The sequence below is a fragment of the Acaryochloris sp. IP29b_bin.148 genome (genome assembly GCF_028285565.1).
Lineage (GTDB): Bacteria > Cyanobacteriota > Cyanobacteriia > Thermosynechococcales > Thermosynechococcaceae > Acaryochloris.
Genome location: NZ_JANQOY010000127.1, coordinates 1 through 15,290, shown reverse-complemented (window position 1 = coordinate 15,290; position 15,290 = coordinate 1). Strand labels below are relative to the sequence as shown.

Below are 15,290 nucleotides of genomic sequence, written 5' to 3'. Positions count from 1 at the left end.
GTTATTGCTTCGCTTCCGATGGATGAACAAACAGAACTTTGAAGGTAACCTTGCGATTAGAAAGATTGGGTGTTGTGGTGGTTGAGCTAGAGGCGGGTGGTTCAACGTTAACCATTTTAAAGATGCTGCGATTAATTCCTTGTTTGGCCAAAATTGAGATGACTGCCTTGGCCCGTGTCTCTCTGACAGAGAGATTGATCAATTCCGCGCCGATGGTATCCGTATGTCCTTCCACCAGTACAGTAATGGGCTGTTTGAGGGTTTTCGCCGTCTGTAGTAGGGCGCTCAGATCCTGGGCCAGGGATTTCAACATGCCATCTTGCTGAGACACGAGTTGAGCATTTTGGGTAAAGAGTACCGTTTTCGCTTCAATCTTTTGCTTCAGCGTGGCGAGAGCTTTGCTTTCAATCGGGAGCACATTCTGGGTATTGAATCGGCTGATATTAGGAAGGCGTAGTGCTAACGTCTGAGCTTCGTCAATCCAGGCTTGGGGGGCAGTCCCAGAGGCTTGGATAAAGCCCTTGGGATCAATGGTGAGACGGACGGTTTCGGGGGGCTGGAGCAATGCCGTGACTCTAGACTCTAGAAACTCCGCGTTAAAGGAAAGATAGGGTTCCCAGACAAACTGGATCTTCTCTGGATCGAGATCGGTCTGCGTGATTAAGTTGGTCGGTTGAGCCGCCAGCGGATCTTTGAGGCCAGAGATGGTATATTGCCCATCTTGTTTTGTCGTCTGCAAAACGACAATTCCGGGTTCTTGATTCAGTTGATTAACAAAGCTTTGCACCTGATGTTGTTCTTGTATGGCAAAAAAGGTCCAGGCTCCAAAACCCAAGAGCAGAATGCTTGCAGCTCCTCCAATCCATTTCAAGGGAGAAGACCGCTTTTGCTTGGCTTGATACTGGGATTGTAAACAGTCATCTAGGTAAGGACGGCAAGATTCAAAGACACTGCTGTCTCCTTGAAATTGATGCATTTGTCGCTCATGCAGAAGATGGATGCGCTCCAGGGAATTTTCCATGGTCAGCCGCAGTTTACTGGGGGGATTTCCCCGAATAACGCAGGCAATCAGGGCTTGTGGTCCTTCGTTTACCCAGATCGTTAGTTCACCCACTTGCAGGCTACCTAAGGTGTCATCGCTAACGCTAAAGGAGTCCCGAACAAAATCTTGAATGGCCGTAAACATAGCAGACACCAGGTCTGCATCCTGTGCGGCTGCTGTTTCAGCAGCTAAATGCTGGAGAACTAAGCCAGAGGTTTTATGAATCAGGAAAACTTGTTCAACTTGATAGACTAAGGTGCGGAGCAACAGCACTTCCGCAAACGACTTTCCCGTTCGCCAAGCTTCGAAGCGCCAGCTGAGACTTTGAGGCGATAAACTATGCTCCAAGCTCTGATTGAGGGAGTTTGTTAAGTTTTGAATGGCGGCTGCGATCGATTTCCGAATCGCCGGCCCCATAATGGGGAATAACGCTTCAGACAAAATGTTTTGGTCGGTATTGACGGAAGACTTAATGGCATGTTCGACCGTGGGCACCATGGCGGATGGAAAAGCTGGATCACCCGTCTGCAGTGTGAGATTAACCGCTTCTGGTAAAACGCGACTCACATCTTCGGAACGCAGTTTGGCGTTTTCAAAGCGCTCTTTCAAATCGGGTCCAATCAGTAAGCTGCGCAGCTCAGTGAGGTCGTTCGTTGAGAGCTGCTCTTCTGGATGGGAGGCAGACTCTCCGTGATTGGTTTTAGCGGGTAGGTCACTCATTGAACAAAAGGCTGCAATGATGGATGGTCTAAAAGAAGCGCTGTCACGATCGATAGTTCCAGGGTAAAAGGGCTGATCGGCATCCGGTGGAAAGCGAATGACGCGCAGCCCCATCCCCATGAAGTTATGACCATGATAGCTCGACTATCCGCGCACCCAAGACTATCGATGGGCACGAATGTTGAGCGCTAATTCGCTAAAGAGGTCGGCTAAGTGAGCGCGATCGGCGTCATCTACGGTATTAAGTTCTTGCACCTCACGCTCTAGGAGCGCTCTGAGTTCATCATGCTTTTGATTGAAATCATCTCCTAACCGTTCAATTTTCGCTTCAACAGCGGCCATGCCTGTCTCATACTCATCGTGAAGATCGGAAACCGCTGCCGTTTGCTCGTCATGATTGGTTTTTAGGGTCTTGGTCAGCGCTTTCAACTCCTTCCGCATGGACGCTTCCAGGGATTGTAAACCTTGATCGATATGATGGCGGAGGTCAGCATATTCCTGATCCAATCGATGTCCTAATTGGTTCAGTTGTTGTTCGTGTTTTTGCACCTGTTGACCGAAGAGCAGATCCCGAATTTTATTGAGTGTGTTTAGGTCTACTTCTTCATTATTTGGATTGGCTCCTACGACAACATCGACAGGCTGATTTACGTCTGATGAATCGTTAGGAGAGGATGGGGATGCTATCTGCTTATTAGAGAGAGTCATAGCTGCAGTTTGTGTAAATTACGCCTATCAACAGTCAGCCATTTTCTACGGCTGGAGTCGTATTACGTTCCGAGGGTGCTGTAATTGCCCCGATTTTAGCATCGCTTTCCCAAGCCTGATGAAATTGTCTCAGGCATTGCGGTGACGCCATGGGCAGATAGAACTTATCGCTCATCTACTTGGATAGCGGTGAGGACTAGATGGTAGCGATAGAGGGCAACTGGCTGATTAAAGGCCTGAAAATAATCGGGATCTTGAGGCGACAGATAAATTGCAGTCACCTGATCGGCATCGATCTGGGCAGGAAGGGTATTAATGTAGCGATAAGCGGTGGTGTTTTCAACCTGATTGAGATAAATCTGAGTATTGCTGCGAAACTCTTGCTGAAAGAGTTCACTCGCAATCCATGTGTCGGTTTTAGGGTTAAATTCAGTGTTGCGATCGCTAATCGTCGAGATTAGCTGCCGATCTTGTTTCAATACAGTGGTTTGACGATTCGGAAAGCGAGGATCGATCGTCACTTGTTTAACGGCATCATCCCCTAAATAGGCTGCTGCTAAACTACGGCCATTAAACACTAAATCGGCAATCACAGATGGCTTACGAGACAATAGCTCCCAAGGCGATGCGCCCGCCAGCACTTTGGTTCTGATTGGGGTTGGTTCTTCAATAAAGCGCACCTTAAATGTGACGGGTTCATTCAAATGTTCCTGATTGTCGGCATAGCCTGGCGTCACCAGTTGGGGGGCTAAGGGAGCGGCCATATCCACTAGGGTGCTGGTCACCTGCCAGTCTCCTAAAAACCAGTCTGGATAAATTAAACTGCCCGTTGCAGGTTTGAGGACAGGCTTGCCTTGCCATTCAGGAAATGTACTGAGCCGTTCTGCCAATGGGCTTGCGATCGCGGGCAAAGACCAACACAACCAACAGAGGACCAAGCTGAGCCATACGCCCCGTCGCCAAAGACACCCATGCCTAGATTGTCGGTCTTTACCCTTCATCTCGAAATGCCTCAGCTTAACGCGCTGAGCCCACTTGATCTTTAGCCAAGAACTTCTCTAGTTCGGTGAGGGCATCTGCATCCACTTTGGTTTGCATGGGGCAGAACTTGGGACCACACATGGAACAAAACTCGGCGGTTTTATAGATGTCCGCCGGTAAGGTTTCGTCGTGATACTCACGGGCACGTTCTGGATCAAGGGAGAGTTCAAACTGGCGATTCCAGTCAAAATTGTAACGCGCTTCGGAAAGTTGATCATCGCGATCGCGGGCACCAGGACGGTGACGGGCAATATCTGCGGCATGGGCTGCAATCTTATAGGCGATCAAGCCATTCCGAACATCTTCGGCATCAGGCAGTCCTAAATGCTCTTTGGGCGTGACATAACAGAGCATGGCGGTTCCATACCAACCCGCCATGGCAGCGCCAATGGCTGAGGTAATGTGATCGTAGCCGGGAGCGATATCCGTCACTAGTGGCCCTAGCACGTAGAAGGGCGCTTCCGAGCATTCCTCCATTTGCTTGCGGACATTGAATTCAATTTGGTCCATGGGGACATGACCTGGACCTTCCACCATCACCTGCACATCATGTTCCCAAGCCCGACGGGTCAGCTGTCCTAGCGTTTTTAGCTCTGCGAGTTGGGCATCATCGGAGGCATCGTGGGTGCAGCCGGGCCGCAGAGAATCTCCCAAACTAAAGGACACATCGTGTTTTTTAAAGATTTCGATAATGTCATTAAAGTGAGTGTAGAGAGGATTTTGCTTGTGGTGGTGAAGCATCCAGCGAGCCAAAATACCGCCGCCGCGAGAGACGATGCCCGTAATTCGGTTACGCACTAACGATAAGTGCTCGATCAAAATGCCCGCATGAATGGTTTGGTAATCTACACCCTGCTGAGCATGCTTTTCAATCACATGCAAAAAGTCATCTGCTGTCAGATTTTCAATATTGCCATGAACGCTTTCTAGGGCTTGATAGACGGGCACCGTGCCAATGGGAACGGGAGACTCGTTAATAATCGCCGTCCGAATTTCATCGAGATTGCCACCCCCAGTCGAGAGGTCCATCACGGTATCAGCACCGTACTTCACCGCTAAGCGCAGTTTATCGAGTTCTTCTTCGATATCGGAAGAGTTGGGTGAAGCCCCAATATTTGCATTAACTTTGCATTTGGAAGCAATCCCAATGGCCATCGGTTCCAAATTGACATGGTTAATGTTGGCAGGGATAATCATCCGACCCCGAGCAACTTCTTCCCGAATCAAGTCAGCGGGAAGATTTTCTCGTTTGGCCACATAGTCCATTTCTTCGGTGATTTGGCCTTGGCGCGCATAGTACATCTGACTGACATTGCTCTGTCCGTGACGGTTGGCAACCCATTGATGACGCATATTAAGTTCCTCGGATGAACAGCTTCCCTCCGCCGGTGCTAGCCGGTCTCAGGTTCTAAGGGTTTGATCTCAGCCTGGTTAGGCACCCCTAGCTATCTCAAATCGTAACATTGCTCTGTAAAGCAGATTCCTACAATTTCCTTTAAGTTTTGCAAGGCTTTGTAGACTTTTTCTGTTGCCTGTCTCATCCTGCCCCTCTGGGATCAGAATTGGTGGCAATCTGTGACAACTATAGCGGCAAAGCATTAGGCTGGCAAAGGTAGGGTGTGGCACTGTCTGCAAATAGATCCTGGCATAGCGAGTGGCCCCCTTGGATAAACCGCACGATGGGTTGAAGGGTTGAATAAAACCAGAATGAAACGTCCGCAACAGATTTTTTCTCGATCTCGCCGTTTAGTCGGCATCGCTTTGTCTGTGGTGTTACTACAGGCGAGTCCGCTCTTTGCTGCCGAGCGTATCTTTGTCTCTTTCCTCTTCTTAGAACGATCGATTCCGGTGCGAGATCTAGAGCGCTATGCCAAGGAGGGAGAGTCCAGTTCAGCCTTAGCCCCCTATTTGGGTTACTTCAACCCAGAACAGCAAACGCAGCTGCGGGCGAGTTTGCAGGAGCGGCTGAATCTCAATACCGTTGCGGTGGCCCAGTTTTTGTATACGCCCGTCGGCGAAGCCTTGCTCAATCGGGTGCAACAAGTAGTCCGTACGAAGTCTGGCCAAGGTAGTTTTCATGCCTTGCGGTCAGCCTTGATTTTGGCTGCGAAGGATCCAGAAGGGTTGACGGCGCTGAGTGTATTGCGCAATTTTCCTAATCCGGGCATTCAAGTGGATCTGACCAAAACCTTGGACCTGCTCAATCAAATTCAGCAAGTGGTTAAAACGACGAATACTGCGGTTGCTGCGGTGATCCAACAATCTCAAGCGGAGCCTCAGGCCGATAGTTTAATGGGGTGGTTTTTGTCTCGCTCAGGTCCCGATACTTGGGAAAAAATCACGCTGGAGATGAAGGACGAGAGCGAGAAACGGTTGGCCTATACCCAACGAGCGCGGGAGATTGTGACGGATATCTATTTCCCCACCACCGCCTCGGATCAACCCTATCCAGTGGTGGTGATTTCCCATGGATTTAATTCGGATCGTAGTACCTATGCCTACTTAGCCCAACATTTGGCGTCCCATGGCTATGTGGTGATTATGCCCGAACATTCTGGCAGTAATGGGCAACAGATTGCTGATCTGTTTCGAGGGCGCGCTCAAGATGTGATTGATCGAACTGAATTTCTCGATCGTCCCTTGGATGTGAGCTATATCTTGGATACTTTAGAACAGAACTCCATTACCGATCCACGGTTTCAAGGGCGCTTAGATTTGAAGAGAGTCGGTATGTTAGGTCATTCCTATGGCGGATATACGGCTCTCGCCCTGGCTGGAGCCACGCCTAACTTTGCCCAGCTCAGACAGGCTTGCAGCACGGGCTTGGATAACACCTTTAATGTCTCACTGGTGTTGCAGTGTCAGGCTTTGCAGTCTTCAGACCCAACCGTTGAGCTGGTGGATTCTAGAATTCAAGGTGTGATTGCCATTAGTCCGATTGGCAGCAATTTATTCGGGAAATCGGGGTATCAGAATGTCAAAGTGCCTGTGATGATGATGACGGGCGGTGCTGACACAATTGCACCCGCTTTACCCGAGCAAATTCAACCGTTTACCTGGCTGACCCACGCTGAAAAACGCTTGGTACTGATGAATAATGGCACGCACTTTTCCACGGGCAATACCGCTGTGACATCGTCAAATGGACTCCCCGGCTTTGGTGGAGCAAGGGGGCCGAGTGCCTTGGCCCGCTACTATGTCAGAGCTTTAAGTACGGCCTTTTTTGGGCGTTATATTCAGCGACAGGAGGCGTTTGACCGGTTTCTGACACCTAGCTATGCTGCCAATTTAAGCCAAGAACCGTTGACCTTACATCTGACGCCAGCGCTATCTTTACCGCCTGCTCCGAGTCCACAGGAGTCTTAATGCTGGGTTTTCTTAATCTGCATAAACCGCCAGGTATGACCTCCCATGATTGTGTGGGCAAGGTCCGGCGAATCTGTGGTCTGAAGCGGGTCGGACATGGCGGTACCCTTGACCCTTTGGCGACGGGGGTTTTGCCGATTGCCCTGGGATCGGCGACCCGTTTGCTGCCGTATTTGCCGACGCAAAAAGCGTATCAAGCCACTATTCGATTTGGCCTCACCACCACGACCGATGATTTGGCGGGAGAGGTGCTGACGGAGCAGACTGCTGATCATCTGTCCAGGCCAGCAGTGGAGCAAGCCCTATTGCCTTTTATTGGCTCAATTGAGCAACGCCCTCCGGCGTTCAGTGCGATTCAGGTTCAAGGCCAGCGATTGTATGATCTGGCTCGTCAGGGCCAAGCGGTGGAGGCACCCCTCCGCACAGTAGAGGTCTTTGAGATTCAGGTGCTGGATTGGCGAACGTCCCCATATTTTGAGGTGGAAGTTGCGATCGCATGTGGTCCGGGGACCTATATTCGGTCGATTGCCAGAGATTTAGGAGCCGCATTAGGCCCAGGCGCAACCCTGGCTCAACTCACTCGTACCCTTAGCTGTGGCTTTGCCTTAGCCGATAGTCTGACCTTCGAAACGCTAGCGGATCAGGTGCAGCAAGGAACATTTCTCCCCCTTGCACCATCATTTTCCTTACAACAACCGGTCATCACCTTGCCTCCAGCCGAAGCCCAGCGCTTTTGCTGGGGGCAAAAACTTCCTCAAGTGGGTACTCTAGATCAGATCGTTCAAGTCCGGAGTGATCGGTTTTTGGGGATGGGTGAGATCATTGAGGGTGTCCTCAAACCCAAAGTTGTTTTACCGTTCTAGCGGATGCGATCGCACTAGAGGCATCAGTGCTATACTCTGAGCCAAATTTGTCGTTTTACAACTTCTGAATGCGAATAATGCGCTGGTTTAAGCTGAACTCTCCTCGTTTACACGGTCTGCTCCTCTTTCTAGGCGCTTTGGCCTGTGTCTTCGCGCTGCATGTGAGTGCTGTGAATAGCCAAACAGTTCACTCGGAGCTGGCCCGTTTTCGCCCCATAGAAGTCTGGCGACCTGCCCATGAAACCAATTTTGGCAAACGGTATGCCAAAGATATTTATGGTCGACCTGCCCAAAATGAGCCGATTGTGGTTCTCCACGAAACAGTGGTTTCAGCAGCGTCCACCATTCGATTTTTTCAGACGCCTCACTACAATGAAGCGGACCAAGCCAGCTACCATGATTTAATTACCCGAAACGGTACAGTTGTTCATTTTGTTTCTCGGAAAAATCGGGCCTTTGGTGCCGGAAACTCCGTCTTTAGAGGTCCCAACGGACCAGAAGCAGTCAAAACCCATCGCATCTATCCTGCTTCAGTTAATAATTTTGCCTACCATATTTCTTTAGAAACCCCTGCTGATGGTAATCACAATGGCAATCACCATAGCGGTTATACACAAGCCCAATACCGTTCGTTAGCTTGGCTAGTGACCCAAAGCAAAATCCCCGCCAATCGGGTGACCACTCATAAAGGCGTGGATCGCTCGGGCAGCCGGAAAGACCCGCGTAGTTTCAATCAGCGCACGTTTAACAGTCTATTTAACCGCTTTTCTCAACTGAATCAAACCAAGACAGTCAGCCTACCCCCTGCGACGTTTGCAGGACCTGAGCTGTCGGATTAAAGCAGTGAGTTAATAAACTCCCGTGCAGTCATCAATAGCCACTTCAGCGATTCGATATAGTAAAAGGGAGTTTGCCTGACCAGAGGGAGACGTGAGCGTGGTTATGGTTCAGATACAGCAAATTGAGATTCCTCCTGGGCATCGAACGCTCTTTAGAAATTTGAATTGGCAGGCGTTTGAAGGAATTTTGCAGGATTTAGGTGAGCAGCGAACCACGCGAGTTGCGTATGCGATTGGCACCTTAGAAATACGAATGCCTTCACCAGAACATGAACGAGTTAAGGTTTTGCTGGCGCATCTACTCGTTATCTTACTGGATGACTTAGAGTGGGACTGGGAATCTTTAGGGTCCACAACCTTTAAGAATCCAGCTTGCAACGTTGGGATTGAACCTGATGATTGCTTCTATATTCAAAATTATGCCGCTATTCTGGGTAAGCAAAGGCTGGATCTCACCATTGATCCTCCCCCGGATTTAGCCATTGAAGTCGATCTGACATCCAAGACCAGATTGAGTGCTTATACCACTATTAGAGTGCCGGAAATTTGGCGTTATCAAGACAATACGCTTACTATTTCTGTGCTTGAAGGTGATACTTTTATCAATGCACTCAGTAGTCGTATATTTCCTAATATTCCTATAATTTCGCTATTTTCAGAATATTTAGCCAATACTTCTGAACCCATGAGTGCGATTTGCAAAGCCTTTCGTGTGAAGATTAAAACGTTGGATCTAAGCTAACTCAACCGCATCTAGAGAAAACGTAAAATTACCCAATGGTAAACGAGCCAAGCTCTTGCATTTGGGTATAGGCAGACTGAATGGCAGTGAAAGCAGTCTGTGGCAGTGGGCCTCGGCCACCGTAGTTGAAGTATAGCTTATTCCCTAAAGCAGGAAATTGCTGTCGATGCACTTCTAAGGAATGCTGCTGTTCGGAGGTCATACCTATCCTTGGAGTTCAGGTCACAAGGCCAGCATACTAACCTTTGCTATTCTGCCTGATTTTGTCATCCTGTTAGATTGGCGAACTCCTGGTGTGCTGTGCTCAATTAAAGGTCTTGCTGGTTTTGATCGCCATCTGCAAATGCATCCGTCAGAACGCTATGCAAAAACAGGCAAAAATAAATCGATTGCCAGAGCAATATCCAGACAAGTGTATAGTCTTTCATCCTTTCCTCCAAAGTGTTTCCACGGTGTATGCTCAGGGACCCAGTAGGGAATATCCCGATACTAGAGAACCTGTTGTGAATCAGACGATTCGCAATTGACTGATTGAGGTAAGTTTGAGGGCAATGCTGCTAGTAATGAAGTTGGTTCAGAAACCTGTAACAACCTCAAATACGCGAGTCAACCCTATTGTTCTAGTCAGCTAAAACCTATCGAACGCTGTACAAGCAGTCGTTCAATGGGCTCTGGGCTGGATGTCAGAAGGTAGTGATTTTTGACTACCTTGAGTTCTGCAAACATCTTGATCTTACATAGATCTATATATAGCTTCAACCAATTTTTGATTGATTTTTATCTATATTAAAATTAGAGGCTTGATTTTGGCTTGAGCTAACTTGGGGTAGGACGCTGCATAAAATCAGCAACACTACCGATTCAAACCGGACTAACCATCGACACTCTGGTTGAATATATCCCCAGAGCTGAGATGATGTGACTCGCTCATGATCAATCCGCAAGCCAATGAAGAACAGGTTCTAGAAACAGTACGGTCTCTTTTGTGCGATCGCGCATTCGCTCCAGCGCTATCGAAATATATCAGGGTCACCTCAGACTTGCCTGTGGCCAAACTAGAGTATTGGGAAAGAATCTTCCGTTATGAAATTGAGCTAGCTGCTTACTCGCAGCGCCTGTCGTTGAAAAGCCGCCGTTTGCTGCCTTGGTTAGACTGTTTCAGTGGTGATGGATATCAGGGTGAAAAATCATTGCGTGCTCTCAATGAAGGGGCACCTAATGCATTTCTGTTGCGGTTAAATGATTGGGTGCCGCAGGTACGAGCTGAGGCTCGTGAATATATTCCTGCGATGGCATCCTGTACTCAACCAAAATACTCTTCTGTAGACTTGCGATAAAGCGAAGTCGTTAAAATCGCAAAAAATTATGAAGCATTTTCGCGAAAGCATTCATAACATATGGATATTTTCGAATAGGAGCTAGTTGAGCGTTGCTTCGCTTATCAACAGCTATTATCCTCGCATATTACGTTGTTCTGGGGAGGTATCGGCCATTTAATTGCGATAACAACTCCCAAAGTTGATACAGCAATCCCCAAAATGGCCAGAGCTATAGAAAGCCAGAACTTTCTAGTTTCGGCTTCTTCTTCTTTTTTCTTTCTAGCTTGTTCGGCTTCAATCCTGGCTTGTTCGGCTGCTTTTTCTTCTTCAATCCTATCGTGTTCGCGAATAACTTCATCGAGTGCAACTTGGTCGATAAACTTGTAGTGTTTTATTATTGTCTCAAACCAACCATCATAAATCTCTTCGTCATAGAGTTTTTGACGGTTCAGACCATCCCCACGGGACTGTGCAATAAGTTGTTCGACTTTGTTGAGATCATCAAGAATTTCAAGTCTCTTTTGGCTGAGCACATTTACTGCTGCAACAGGATATTTCTCAATTAGTGCATCCATAGTGCGAGTAATCTGGATGAGTAAGCCATCTACGAGGTCATGATAAGCGTTGCGCAGGGCGTGATGTAACTCTTGCACGGAGGTATCGTATCTTTGTCGATCTTCATCAGATAGATGTTCAAATGATGCTTGATCGAGTAACTTAATAGCAGCCCGGAGAGCATATCGCATCTCGTTCAGAACTACGATGTCCGGAAATTCGCCGTCCGTAGTTTCGTACTCTTTGTAGCGGGTTCCTAACTTTTTATGTAGCTCAAGTGCATCTTCAAGTGCCCCCATTTAGAAAACCTGTTCTTAACTACTGCTGCGGTTATCTGAATCTTTATTTCAAGTGTTTGTTGATACGCTTCAGCCGGTCAGAATGGGTACGTCTCCGTTCTGCCCATTCTGAAGAAGTAGCGAATGCTCTGCCTTGAATACGCAAGTTGCCACGGGCAAGGCGAACACTCGCAAAGGCACTTGCTTCATTGCGAATTGATTGCGCCCTGATGTCTTTACTACTCTTGTTCTTCACTGCTTTTTTTAGGCCACATTATGTTCTGCTTATAAGCATTCAGCACCGCCTCAGTGCTTTTTAAATACGAGCATGACAAGTACCGGTACCGTAATGTTACCCTTTCTTGTTGCAAAATTGACATAGAGTACAATTCTAACATCACTCAGATTATGTAGTGTTTGGTTTAGATTTGGGCTAGCAGTAAATGACATACTAATTTCATATTGATAGTGTGGAGATGACTACTAGGTTTAATGTTGGAGCTGATGAAACCAGTACAGTCTATTCTGCATTATGTGGAAATCGGTTGCGTAGAGCTTATTAAAAATGGATTAGGTTTAGTGCAGTGCGTTGAATGTAAAGCTTCAACCTAATGTGATATGTGACTTTCCTGAAAGTATTGATACTCCGTTGTTACTGATCACAGCATGTAGCCAGAAGGAATGAGAAATCAACAGCTACAAGTATTGAGTCGTACATCGCCTAATCTACGAATTTATGTCTTACGTCAATAAATAGCCTCTTATACCTAACGGCATGCTAGCTCTCTGAAATCACTATAGGGCATTGTTTTAGGGAGACTTAACAAGCGCTTATGAGAAATTCAGGTGCGAGAATGCCATTCCATAGCTCCCTACGATAGCCTGTAAGCAATGCCACTCAAATAAAGGAGATTCTTCCGTGATTGAGTATCGTAACAACCCCACGAGTAACGTTGTCGAACTGATTGTTGAAGGCAAAATTACCGAGACTGATTTAGATCAAGCTATTTCTCGGATGAAACTCGATATTTCCAGGCACGGAAAGCTCAAACTCCTGGAAGAAATTCGGAGCTTTGAAGGCATAGATCCCATTGCCCTATGGAAAGATGCGCAGTTTGGCCTCAGTCATGTCAACGACTTTTCCCATGTTGCCGTCGTGGCAGAAGCAGAATGGGTGCGGACTATTGCTGCGGCATCTGATAATATTCTATCTGCTCAGGTCAAAGCTTTTGCGCCTTCGCAACATGAAGCAGCCCGGACCTGGTTGCTGACTGTTCCTGAACCTAGTGAAGCATCCGGTATGACCTATCGCAGTAGCAGTGAGAGCAACATTGTTGAGGTGATCATCGAAGGCACCATTACCGCTGCTGATTTTGATCGGATTGTGCCGCAAATGAAAGCGGATTTGGCTAAGCATGGCAAAGTGAAAGTGCTGGAAGAGATTCGGAGTTTCGAGGGTATGGACCCCATGGCTCTGTGGAAAGATTTGCAGCAGGCTTATATGGTCAAAGACATTACCCATGTGGCCTTGGTGGCTGATGCTCAATGGATGCGGACCGTTGCCGAAGCGGTCAGCGCGATTTTCCCGGCTGAGATCAAAGCGTTTGAGCGATCGCAAATTGATTTAGCCCGAGTGTGGCTAGCAGCGGCATAGCGTAGCCGTAAACTGTTTTGAAGGAGAGCTATGGAACCTGAAAGAAAGCAAGAAATTGCGAACTTACGGACTTTGAATTTGACGCCAAAGCAGATTGCGCGCAAGTTGGGGTTGCGGGTGTCTGAAGTCTCAGCCGTGATCCGGGCTCAGGCCGAAGAAAATGCCCTTGCTCATGGCAAAACGGCTACCCTTGATCCCTTGTTCGAGTGTTGGGTCAATGGAGGCGCAGTTGAACACTTCTTTGACAACCCAACGCCATCGACGACAATAGTGGAAGATGAATCTCAAGGCATGGCGATTGTGACGGTGACCCGGAAGGCTGGCCACAACCGTTTGGTAGTTTGTACTTATCTGCTGGACTATTGGTGCTTAGGGCTCAAGGATACGATAGGGCCGCGCAAGTTCAGCACCCAAGACTATGCCTATTTTATTGACCAGGCGTATCAAGGATTCGAGGAACAACCTCAGAAGATCTCCTTAGAGCAAGCGCAAGCCATGGTTTACAGCGTGATTGACTATGCCGAGGGGTTAGGGTTCAAGCCCCATCGCGATTTCCAAAACTCTAAAGCCCATTTAGGGGAATGGGATGGTCAAGGCAAACTAGACTGTGGCCGTGATGGCAAACCCTGCTATTTTTGTGGTCCCTACGATGATCCGAAGAAAATTTTGAAAACCCTCACTGAAAATGTGGGTGAAGGCAATTTTGATTATGTGATCGAAGGTGAGTCTTATCGGTAAATTGCGGTGGGTATCAGCCATTAGTTGACGACGATTCCACAACCAGGCAGGATCGTCCAAGTGTTTAGTTGGCTGTGTCCTATGTCCCATGATGTGATTCGCACCGATCATGCTCCTGCTCCGGTCGGTCCCTATAACCAAGCCATTCGTGCCCAGGGCGCAATGGTGTTCGCATCCGGGCAAATTGCTTTAGATCCAGCTTCGGGTGCTTTAGTGGGTGGTGATGATGTGGCCCAGCAGACGGAGCAAGTGATGAAGAATTTAGAAGCCGTCTTGACTTCAGCAGGCGTGGGCTGGTCTCAGGTGGTCAAAACGACGGTTTTTCTGGCAGATATGAATGATTTTGCCACGGTGAATGGTGTGTATGCCCGTTATTTTGATGAAGCCACTGCACCTGCTCGCGCTTGCGTAGAAGTGGCCCGGTTGCCCAAGGATGTCTTGGTGGAAATCGACTGTATTGCGGTGGTCTAGAGTTGTTTTCTGGAACCTAGAGATAAAGTTTTTAGTCGTAGAAAATTACGGCAACGCTAGCCCAGATTTTTAACTGAATCAGCGGTCTTGGGTTTTAAGTTGGCCAGTTCCCCTCCATCTGTCCTCTTTATTCCTAATCTCAGCATGCGGTTTTTGAAGCGGAAACTCTATTGGGTGCTGGGTTTGTGTGCCTGTACCTTGGCTCTCTTATTGGGGCACTTTTCTCCCTTTAGCGCTGCCTATTCGCCCCAGCCTGTCCCAACCACGTTGCCACCTCTGATTGCTTGGGGCATTCAAACCTTTGGCGGAGATGGACGTAAGGGGAGAGATGGAGCCAATGGTCGGAATGGGACGTCGGGTCAGGAAACCCAAATTCGCCTAACGGGGGCACCGATGACGGTAGATGTGGCGGGTAGCCCTGGGACATCGGGACAAGATGGCCAGTTGGGTGAGAATGCCTATGGTTGTGATCACTCCGCTCAACCTGCTCATAACCTGACAGGGGCTGACGGTGGACGAGGGGGGCGAGGTGGTAATGGTGGACGTGGGGGGAATGGCGGCAAAGTTTGGATTTATTATGCGCAACCTACACAACTGAAAGCCCTAACTCTGAATAATGCCGGAGGACAAGGAGGGCAAGCAGGACTCGGTGCCCCCGGTGGCTATGGGTGTGGTTGTGTCGATACCGCTTGGCAGGTGAACTATTGCGAGTGGCAGCGGTATCGCAAGCAACGCGGCGTGGCCGATGCGCCCTGGATTAAAGACAAAACCAAGACTCAATGGCACTGACTTAAGAATTCAGGAAAGGGCTACAAGTCTTGATAGATATAGAATCAAGACTTGCAAGCCATAAACATTCTGTCTTTCACTATGTCTGAGTCAGCCGAAATTCTCAAGCAGCAATTTTCCCAAAGCCTGGGTTTACCGTGGACAGATATCCTGCCAGCCTCAAGG

Annotated in this window: 14 protein-coding genes, 1 pseudogene and 1 riboswitch; of the genes and pseudogenes, 9 read left to right on the top strand and 6 right to left on the bottom strand. The window is 48.3% G+C overall.

Annotation, left to right across the window (positions count from 1 at the left end):
* Nucleotide 1: 1 nt before the first annotated feature.
* The 4 genes from Q0986_RS11870 to thiC form a co-directional block, all read right to left on the bottom strand.
* The gene (locus tag Q0986_RS11870) at nucleotides 2–1,882 is read right to left on the bottom strand and encodes an OmpA family protein (RefSeq protein WP_299410328.1); all 1,881 of its coding nucleotides are present in this window, start codon (nucleotides 1,880–1,882) and stop codon (nucleotides 2–4) included.
* A gap of 42 nt (nucleotides 1,883–1,924) precedes the next feature.
* Entirely contained in the window at nucleotides 1,925–2,470 is a 546-nt protein-coding gene (locus Q0986_RS11865; protein WP_299410325.1) for a hypothetical protein, read from the bottom strand.
* A gap of 164 nt (nucleotides 2,471–2,634) precedes the next feature.
* Nucleotides 2,635–3,471 carry a DUF6816 family protein gene (locus Q0986_RS11860; RefSeq protein WP_299410322.1) on the bottom strand — a complete coding sequence of 279 codons (837 nt, stop codon included), beginning with the start codon at nucleotides 3,469–3,471 and terminating at the stop codon, nucleotides 2,635–2,637.
* A gap of 16 nt (nucleotides 3,472–3,487) precedes the next feature.
* Complete coding sequence (gene thiC / locus Q0986_RS11855) at nucleotides 3,488–4,864, bottom strand: phosphomethylpyrimidine synthase ThiC (protein ID WP_299410320.1); 1,377 nt, start codon at nucleotides 4,862–4,864, stop codon at nucleotides 3,488–3,490.
* Nucleotides 4,865–4,871: 7 nt separating this feature from the next.
* Nucleotides 4,872–4,964: riboswitch (TPP riboswitch) on the bottom strand.
* Between the two features lie 254 nt (nucleotides 4,965–5,218).
* Here thiC and Q0986_RS11850 point away from each other — a divergent pair.
* The 4 genes from Q0986_RS11850 (at nucleotide 5,219) to Q0986_RS11835 (ending at nucleotide 9,321) form a co-directional block, all read left to right on the top strand.
* Nucleotides 5,219–6,877, top strand: coding sequence for an alpha/beta hydrolase (locus Q0986_RS11850; protein WP_299410317.1), 1,659 nt, complete (start codon nucleotides 5,219–5,221; stop codon nucleotides 6,875–6,877).
* Nucleotides 6,877–7,740 (top strand): tRNA pseudouridine(55) synthase TruB, encoded by an 864-nt coding sequence (truB, locus tag Q0986_RS11845; protein WP_299410315.1) that lies wholly within the window; start codon nucleotides 6,877–6,879, stop codon nucleotides 7,738–7,740. Before Q0986_RS11850 ends, truB begins: the two co-directional genes overlap by 1 nt.
* A 137-nt stretch (nucleotides 7,741–7,877) precedes the next feature.
* On the top strand, nucleotides 7,878–8,579 hold the full coding sequence (locus tag Q0986_RS11840) for a peptidoglycan recognition family protein (RefSeq protein ID WP_366918573.1): 702 nt from the start codon (nucleotides 7,878–7,880) through the stop codon (nucleotides 8,577–8,579).
* Nucleotides 8,580–8,682: 103 nt separating this feature from the next.
* Nucleotides 8,683–9,321, top strand: coding sequence for a Uma2 family endonuclease (locus tag Q0986_RS11835; protein ID WP_299410310.1), 639 nt, complete (start codon nucleotides 8,683–8,685; stop codon nucleotides 9,319–9,321).
* A 37-nt stretch (nucleotides 9,322–9,358) separates the two neighbouring features.
* Here Q0986_RS11835 and Q0986_RS11830 read toward each other — a convergent pair.
* Nucleotides 9,359–9,523: pseudogene (locus tag Q0986_RS11830) on the bottom strand (cysteine lyase); the annotation flags it as partial.
* Between the two features lie 727 nt (nucleotides 9,524–10,250).
* On the opposite strand from Q0986_RS11830, the gene Q0986_RS11825 reads away from it, so the two are divergent.
* Nucleotides 10,251–10,658 (top strand): hypothetical protein, encoded by a 408-nt coding sequence (locus Q0986_RS11825; RefSeq protein WP_299410305.1) that lies wholly within the window; start codon nucleotides 10,251–10,253, stop codon nucleotides 10,656–10,658.
* A 104-nt stretch (nucleotides 10,659–10,762) separates the two neighbouring features.
* Here Q0986_RS11825 and Q0986_RS11820 read toward each other — a convergent pair whose 3' ends face one another.
* Complete coding sequence (locus tag Q0986_RS11820; RefSeq protein WP_299410302.1) at nucleotides 10,763–11,494, bottom strand: hypothetical protein; 732 nt, start codon at nucleotides 11,492–11,494, stop codon at nucleotides 10,763–10,765.
* An 898-nt stretch (nucleotides 11,495–12,392) separates the two neighbouring features.
* On the opposite strand from Q0986_RS11820, the gene Q0986_RS11815 reads away from it, so the two are divergent.
* The 4 genes from Q0986_RS11815 to Q0986_RS11800 all read left to right on the top strand — a co-directional run bounded on the left by Q0986_RS11815 (nucleotide 12,393) and on the right by Q0986_RS11800 (nucleotide 15,125).
* A complete protein-coding gene (locus Q0986_RS11815; protein WP_299410299.1) occupies nucleotides 12,393–13,127 on the top strand; it encodes an STAS/SEC14 domain-containing protein in 735 nt (244 codons plus the stop codon).
* A 30-nt stretch (nucleotides 13,128–13,157) separates the two neighbouring features.
* On the top strand, nucleotides 13,158–13,865 hold the full coding sequence (locus Q0986_RS11810) for a DNA-binding response regulator (protein WP_299410297.1): 708 nt from the start codon (nucleotides 13,158–13,160) through the stop codon (nucleotides 13,863–13,865).
* Nucleotides 13,866–13,946: 81 nt separating this feature from the next.
* Complete coding sequence (locus Q0986_RS11805) at nucleotides 13,947–14,336, top strand: RidA family protein (RefSeq protein ID WP_299410295.1); 390 nt, start codon at nucleotides 13,947–13,949, stop codon at nucleotides 14,334–14,336.
* Nucleotides 14,337–14,435: 99 nt separating this feature from the next.
* A complete protein-coding gene (locus Q0986_RS11800; RefSeq protein WP_299410293.1) occupies nucleotides 14,436–15,125 on the top strand; it encodes a hypothetical protein in 690 nt (229 codons plus the stop codon).
* Nucleotides 15,126–15,290 lie beyond the last annotated feature (165 nt).